Source organism: uncultured Lutibacter sp. (assembly GCF_937891065.1).
Lineage (GTDB): Bacteria > Bacteroidota > Bacteroidia > Flavobacteriales > Flavobacteriaceae > Lutibacter.
In genome coordinates this window covers 1-6,378 of sequence record NZ_CALAEQ010000218.1, presented here as the reverse complement: position 1 = coordinate 6,378, position 6,378 = coordinate 1, and the positions used below count along the sequence as shown (strand labels likewise).

Annotated in this window: 7 protein-coding genes; 2 read left to right on the top strand and 5 right to left on the bottom strand. The window is 28.1% G+C overall.

The annotated features are described in order from the left end of the window. Positions 1–7: 7 nt before the first annotated feature. Positions 8–604, bottom strand: coding sequence for an HAD family phosphatase (locus Q0352_RS11720; protein WP_299527709.1), 597 nt, complete (start codon positions 602–604; stop codon positions 8–10). A gap of 73 nt (positions 605–677) precedes the next feature. Beyond that, positions 678–1,781, bottom strand: coding sequence for a DNA-processing protein DprA (dprA, locus tag Q0352_RS11715; RefSeq protein WP_299527707.1), 1,104 nt, complete (start codon positions 1,779–1,781; stop codon positions 678–680). 96 nt (positions 1,782–1,877) lie between these two features. On the opposite strand from dprA, the gene Q0352_RS11710 reads away from it, so the two are divergent. Next, entirely contained in the window at positions 1,878–2,810 is a 933-nt protein-coding gene (locus Q0352_RS11710; protein WP_299527705.1) for an SPOR domain-containing protein, read from the top strand. Between the two features lie 65 nt (positions 2,811–2,875). Then, complete coding sequence (locus Q0352_RS11705) at positions 2,876–3,385, top strand: acyl-CoA thioesterase (protein ID WP_299527703.1); 510 nt, start codon at positions 2,876–2,878, stop codon at positions 3,383–3,385. A gap of 1 nt (position 3,386) precedes the next feature. On the opposite strand, the gene Q0352_RS11700 is transcribed toward Q0352_RS11705, so the two are convergent. The 3 genes from Q0352_RS11700 to Q0352_RS11690 all read right to left on the bottom strand — a co-directional run. Beyond that, on the bottom strand, positions 3,387–4,610 hold the full coding sequence (locus Q0352_RS11700) for a peptidoglycan DD-metalloendopeptidase family protein (RefSeq protein WP_299527701.1): 1,224 nt from the start codon (positions 4,608–4,610) through the stop codon (positions 3,387–3,389). Continuing rightward, positions 4,610–5,386 (bottom strand): DUF4292 domain-containing protein, encoded by a 777-nt coding sequence (locus tag Q0352_RS11695; protein WP_299527699.1) that lies wholly within the window; start codon positions 5,384–5,386, stop codon positions 4,610–4,612. Before Q0352_RS11695 ends, Q0352_RS11700 begins: the two co-directional genes overlap by 1 nt. Beyond that, positions 5,387–6,378, bottom strand: a 992-nt coding sequence (locus tag Q0352_RS11690) for a hypothetical protein (RefSeq protein ID WP_299527697.1), incomplete at its 5' end; no start/stop codon positions are given. It lies immediately after the preceding gene.

The window sequence follows — 6,378 nt, the reverse complement described above, 5'->3', positions numbered from 1 at the left end:
GCCAATTTTAAATAGTAAACTCCATTTTATAATAATCATTAACGTCAATCACCATCATTCCAGCTTCTTTTGCTGCTTCAATCCCTAATATTCCATCTTCAAAAACAACACAATTATGTGGGTGAACTTTCATTAATTCAGCACATTTCAAAAATGTTTCAGGATGTGGTTTTGGGTTAGAAATATCATTCGATGTGATTACGAAATCAAAATAATGACTCATTTCAATAACTTCCAACGTTTTTCTTGCGCCATTTCTAGTACTTCCTGTTCCAATAGACATTGGTAAAATAGTATGATACTTCCTAACAACATCTGCTACTACAGAAATTTCTTTGGTGAAATCAACTAAGGTATTAAAACTAGCACCTTTTACTTTTCCAACAGCAATAGGATCCATATTGGTTCCAAATTGTTCATTTAACTTTAAAATGGTGGCTGTTCTTGGCTTACCTGTTAAACTCATAAATAAATCTGCATTAAAATCTATTCCATAAGGTGAAACTGCTTCTTGCCAAGATTTTAAATGATTTTTCATGGTGTCTGCAACGGTTCCATCTAAATCAAAAATAAGTGCTTTGGCCTGTTTTGGAATTTTAATCATATTTATTTTTTAAGCCACAAAAATACCAATTATAAACTCTTTGATGCCAATATTTAAAATTTATTGCTGAAACTTAAACTGCTTCAAACAATTTTCCCGGTAGTGGTTTTACAACACCTTTCATTTCTAAATTAAATAAAGTTGTGGTTGTTTGATGAATTGGCAATTTACAATTCAAAGAAATTAAATCTAATAGTTGTTTTCCGTTTTTTAATAGAAAGTCATAAATTAATTGCTCAACTTCAGTCAATTCAATAAATAATTGCTTTTGAATAACTTTTGGTTGTTTTGTTTCTAACTCCCAATTTAAAAATTCAATTAAATCGGTGGCCGAAGTTAAAATAGCAGCTTGGTTTCTTTTAATTAAATTATTGCAACCTTTACTATACACATCGCTAGTTCTTCCGGGAACCGCGAAAACATCTCTACTATATGAATTTGCAATATCTGCCGTAACTAAAGAACCTCCTTTTTCAGCCGATTCAATAATAATAGTTGCTTCAGAAATACCTGCAACTATTCTATTTCGTTTTAAAAAATTTTCGCGCTGTAATTCATCATTATGCCAAAAATCGGTAATAAATCCACCATTTTTATTGATTTCTGAAACATATTTTTTATGAGATTTCGGATATACTTCTTCAAAACCGTGTGCTAAAACTCCTATGGTTTGTAAATTATTTTTTAAAGCAGCTCTGTGAGCACAAATGTCAACTCCATAAGCAAAACCACTTACAATAATTGGATTGTACTCTTTTAAATCAAAAACTAATTTTTCACAGAAACCTCTTCCGTAACTCGTCATATTTCGAGTTCCAACAATGCTAATAATTGGTTGATTCTTTAATTCAAAATTTCCTTCTTTAAAAAATAAAATAGGAGCATCAACACAATGTTTTAATTTTTCAGGATAGTTTTGGTCTTTAAAATAAAGAGTTTCAATACTATTTTTTTGAATGTATTGAAGTTCTTTTTCAGCTTCTTTTAAATTAGCTGAATCAAATAAATTTTTAAGTGTAAAAGAGCCTATTCCATTAATTTTTTCAAGGGTGTGTCGCTTAGCAGTAAGTACATTTTTTGCACTTCCACAATGGGATATTAACTTTTTCGCGTTAATATCACCTATACCTTTTACACGTTGTAGCGCTAAAACGTATAGCAAATCTTCTTCAAGCATATTTTAACAATTTGATTGTCAATATATAAAATTATTGTTAATAAAAAATGTAACAACTCTTATTTTTAAGGGTGATTTTCTTATATATTTGTTTTAATGACAATAGCAAACTACATAAGCGATTTATTATACAGATACGAATGTGTGATTATACCAAATTTTGGTGGTTTTGTAACCAACAAAATTTCTGCAAAAGTGAATCATTTTACGCATACTTTTTATGCGCCTTCAAAACAACTAACATTTAATTCGCACTTGCAAAATAACGATGGGTTATTAGCAAATTATATAGCGACTACTGAAAACATTTCTTATTCTGAAGCGAATGCTATTATTGAAGAACAAGTTGCAACTTGGAATCATTCTTTAATTAAAGAAGAACTTGAACTAGATAATATTGGTTCTTTTCATTTAAATTCAGAAGGTCAACTAATTTTTGAACCTAACACTGTTGTTAATTATTTAACTTCCTCATTTGGATTAAACTCTTATGTTTCACCTGCTGTGAAGCGTATTGCTTACAAAGAAAAAGTAAAACAATTAGAAACAATTGCTCCTATTCTTCCTTCGGAAGAAAACAAAAGAAAAACACCTGTATTCATTAAATATGCTGCTGCAGCTGCAATTATTTTTGCTTTAGGAACCGTTGGCTGGAAAGAATACCAAAAATTTGAATACAACAATTTAGTTGCTAAAAGCAATGAACAACAGCAGCAAGTTGAAAAAACTATACAAGAAGCTACTTTTGTAATTAGCAATCCGCTACCTACAATTACCTTAAATGTGGCAAAAGAAACTTATAATTATCACATTATTGCAGGCGCATTTAGAGAACCTGAAAATGCTGAAAAAAAACTACACCAATTATTAGAAAAAGGTTTTAATGCTAAAATTTTAGGCATTAATAAATGGAATTTAACACAAGTTTCTTACGAGAGTTTTAACGCTCTAAATGAAGCTATCAATACTTTAAACACCATTAAAGAAACAGATTCTGAAGACGCTTGGTTGCTGGTAAAAGAATACTAAAACTCCATTTTTTTACATTCTATTTTTTAATAAAATAGCAATATCTTTGCTTAAAATTACAAGTTATGATAAAAACTCCTAAAGAATCTTTAACGGTATTAACTGATATTGTTTTACCTGGTGAAACCAATCCGTTAGGAAATTTATTTGGTGGTGAATTATTAGCAAGAATGGATAGAGCTTGTAGTATTGCCGCACGACGCCATTCTAGAAGAATAGTTGTAACCGCATCTGTAAATCACGTAGCTTTTAACAGAGCAGTTCCTGTTGGTAGTGTTGTTACTATTGAAGCTAAAGTAACACGTGCTTTCAAATCATCTATGGAAATTTATGTTGATGTTTGGAGTGAAGACAGAGAATCTCAGGAACGTAGCAAGGTAAATGAAGGTATTTATACTTTTGTTGCTGTAGATAATACTGGAACTCCTATAGCTATTCCAAAAATTAAACCTGAAACCGCTTTAGAAAAAGAGCGGTATGAAGGTGCTTTAAGAAGAAAACAATTAAGTTTAATTCTTTCTGGAAAAATGAAACCATCTGATGCTACTGAATTAAAAGCATTGTTTTTGAGTTAGATTACATTTTATAAATCCAATTTGTAGGATTTTCAGTTTTTGTATTATCTGACAACACAAATCCTAAAATTGTTTTATCGGTAATTTTATCGGTAAAAATAGTCCCAATAACTTCTTTGGTTTGTACTTTATCACCTGTATTAACAACAACATTTTCTAAATTTTTATATACCGAAATATAATTTCCGTGTTGTATTAAGACTGCTTTTTTATTTCCGGACATTACTTGAACAGCCAAAACAGTTCCTTCAAAAACAGCTCTAGCTTTGCTACCTTTTTCTGTAGTAATTCTAACACCATTACTTTGAATAGTAGCTGATTTCACAATTGGATGTGGTTGTTTTCCATAATAAGTTGAAACATATCCTTTTTCAACTGGCCAAGGTAATTTCCCTTTATTTAATGTGAATTTTGAAGCTAACTCTTTGGCTTCAGCTGTCAATGTAAACTCAGCAGATTTACTCGGTGTAGCTCCTGCTTTTTTGTTTGAAGCTGCAATAGCATCTCTAATTGCTTTGTCAATTAATGCATCAATACGAGCTTCTTCTTTTTGAAATTGTTTAATCTGTCTTTTATATTTATTTTCCTTCTTTTTTACTTCACTTAATAAATTTTCTTGTTCTTTTTTTTCTTTTTCAACAAGTGTCTTTTCCTTTTTTTCTTGAGATAATAATTTTTGTTTTAAGTCTTTTTTTAATTTTAAAGTATCTACTAAAACCTGTAATTCAATTGTTTTTTGCTGAATTTCTTCTCCTTGTTTTTTTCTAAAAGATGTATACTGCTTCATATATTGAAACCTTTTATATCCTTGAAGAAAATTTTCAGAAGATAACAAAAACATAATTCTACTGTTTTGAGATTTACTTTTATATGATTTATAAATCATATCAGCATAGTCTTTTTTTAAGGCTTCTAAATCTCGTTTGTTTTGGTTTATTTCAAGCTGATTTATATAAATCTCGTTGTCAAGTTCATTAGATTCGTTTGTAATTGCTGTAATTAAACTCTCACGTGTTTTAATTTTATATTTTAAATCGCTTAAATCACTCAATACATTTTGCTCTTTTCTTTTTGTATTTGAAAGCAAGGCGTTGATATAAATTTGATCTTTTTGATTTTGTACACGTCGTGCCTCTAATACTTGGCGTTTCGTTTTTTGAGCGGAGATATTTACACTAAGTATTAGTGATAGTATAAAAAGGAAGTGCTTTAATTTAAACTGCATTATTTTAAACTAATTTCTTTGTAACCACTAGGGATTGAAAACGGAAAAGTCAAATCATTATTAAATTCAACTGACCGATATTCAATATTAATAGTGGTTAAATTTTTATTATCTGTAGCTCTAATATTAATGTTTTCAGGAAATTGTTCACCCTCAATTTCGTTATAATTTGAATACGAAACTGATAATAATTGTTGTTTTTTTGGATGTCTTATTTCTTGTTTATTTACTTTAAAATTATCAGGATTCATAAAAAATAAAATACCAAACAATTCATTCTCCTTTTTAGGTGACAACTCATATAAGTTATTGTCAATTTTAGAATTGTATTTTCCTTTTTTCAAATTTAAAACAGCCTGACCTAATAATATATTTTGAACTTTATCATAATCTAACTCTGTACCTAACCATTTACTTAATAACGAAAAATCTCCATCAAAATAAGTTCTCTCTAATTTTTCGTAATAAATTACTCTTTCGGGAGTGATTTTAACTTTCGCTAAAGGTATTCCAAATTTGGTTGCACTCATCCAAATAGTTTTATCTTTTTCTAATCTCAATTTAATACTTACCGTTGCAGACGTCTTTTTACTATTATATTTTGCTTTAAGATTTGCACTAACCGTTTGTTGATTAAAATTATTAGTGTAATGGTTGTTAATTATTTTATTTGTTGAAAGTACATCAACAATACTTATTCCTGATGTGTTTTTAGTTGTTTTACAAGACGTAACAACTAATAAAATTAGGATTAATATTTTTATATAATGTTTCATTTATTGTTTATTTCTTAACTCTTCAGCTTTCTGTTTATATTTTAAAGCGTCATTATGTTGTTTTATTCCTTCGTAACTTATAGAAAGTTGTTCGTAAAAATCAGCTTCCATAGTTGTATCATCTATAACAAAATCGATGCCAAGAGTTAAAACGTCTTTTGCTTCATTATATTTCCCTAATTTATTTAGTGCAATTCCATTCATTTTATATAAATAAGGTTGTGCCGGAAATAGTTCTAATGCATTTTTACTATCTATATATAATTCATTAAAAAGCTCACTTTCAACTTCTTTATTTAAAATTTCTTGTAGCGTTTTATATTCTTTCTTTTGATTGTACTTTTCTCTTAAGCTTTTAATATCCAATATTGAAATTATTAAATTTTCTTTATAACTCTTAATAGCATTTAGCTTATCTACATTTTTAAGATAATTTTTAAATGCTTTAATTCTTGGTGTTGAAAGTGCATTTTCTTCAGTTTCAATAATTAGTTTTTCTGCAATTTTAAAATCTTTATTTTGAATATGGAGTAAAATTAATTTATTGGTAAATTTTGGTTCTAATTCAACAAGTAATTTTTGAGTTTCAATGGCTTTACTATAATTTTGTTGTTCTTGAAAAATCCCTACTTTTTGTTGTAATAAATAGCTATTTTTTGGCTCACTTAATAATGCTTTATTTATAAATAATTCAGCTTCAAAATAGTTATTTAATTCAAGTTTATTTTTTGATAATTCAAAATGAACTGCCATATTTAATGAGTCAATTTCATAACATTTTTCTAAATTTTCAATGGCTTTACTATAATTTTTAATAGCTTTTTCTTTTAACGCTTCAAAAAAGTGAGTTTGAAATTTTAAACTATTTTCTTCTTCTATGTTTATAGTTTGAGCACGTGAAGAGTATGAAATAATTACAATTCCTATTATTAATAATATATGTGTTTTTTTACTCTTCATATAAGTGCGCAATATACAATTTATTCGTCTTT

Coding starts and splice junctions, on each gene's coding strand:
- Q0352_RS11710 (WP_299527705.1), top strand. CDS start 1,878: ATGACAATAGCAAACTACATAAGCGATTTATTATACAGATACGAATGT.
- Q0352_RS11695 (WP_299527699.1), bottom strand. CDS start 5,386: ATGAAACATTATATAAAAATATTAATCCTAATTTTATTAGTTGTTACG.
- Q0352_RS11705 (WP_299527703.1), top strand. CDS start 2,876: ATGATAAAAACTCCTAAAGAATCTTTAACGGTATTAACTGATATTGTT.
- Q0352_RS11700 (WP_299527701.1), bottom strand. CDS start 4,610: ATGCAGTTTAAATTAAAGCACTTCCTTTTTATACTATCACTAATACTT.
- Q0352_RS11720 (WP_299527709.1), bottom strand. CDS start 604: ATGATTAAAATTCCAAAACAGGCCAAAGCACTTATTTTTGATTTAGAT.
- dprA (WP_299527707.1), bottom strand. CDS start 1,781: ATGCTTGAAGAAGATTTGCTATACGTTTTAGCGCTACAACGTGTAAAA.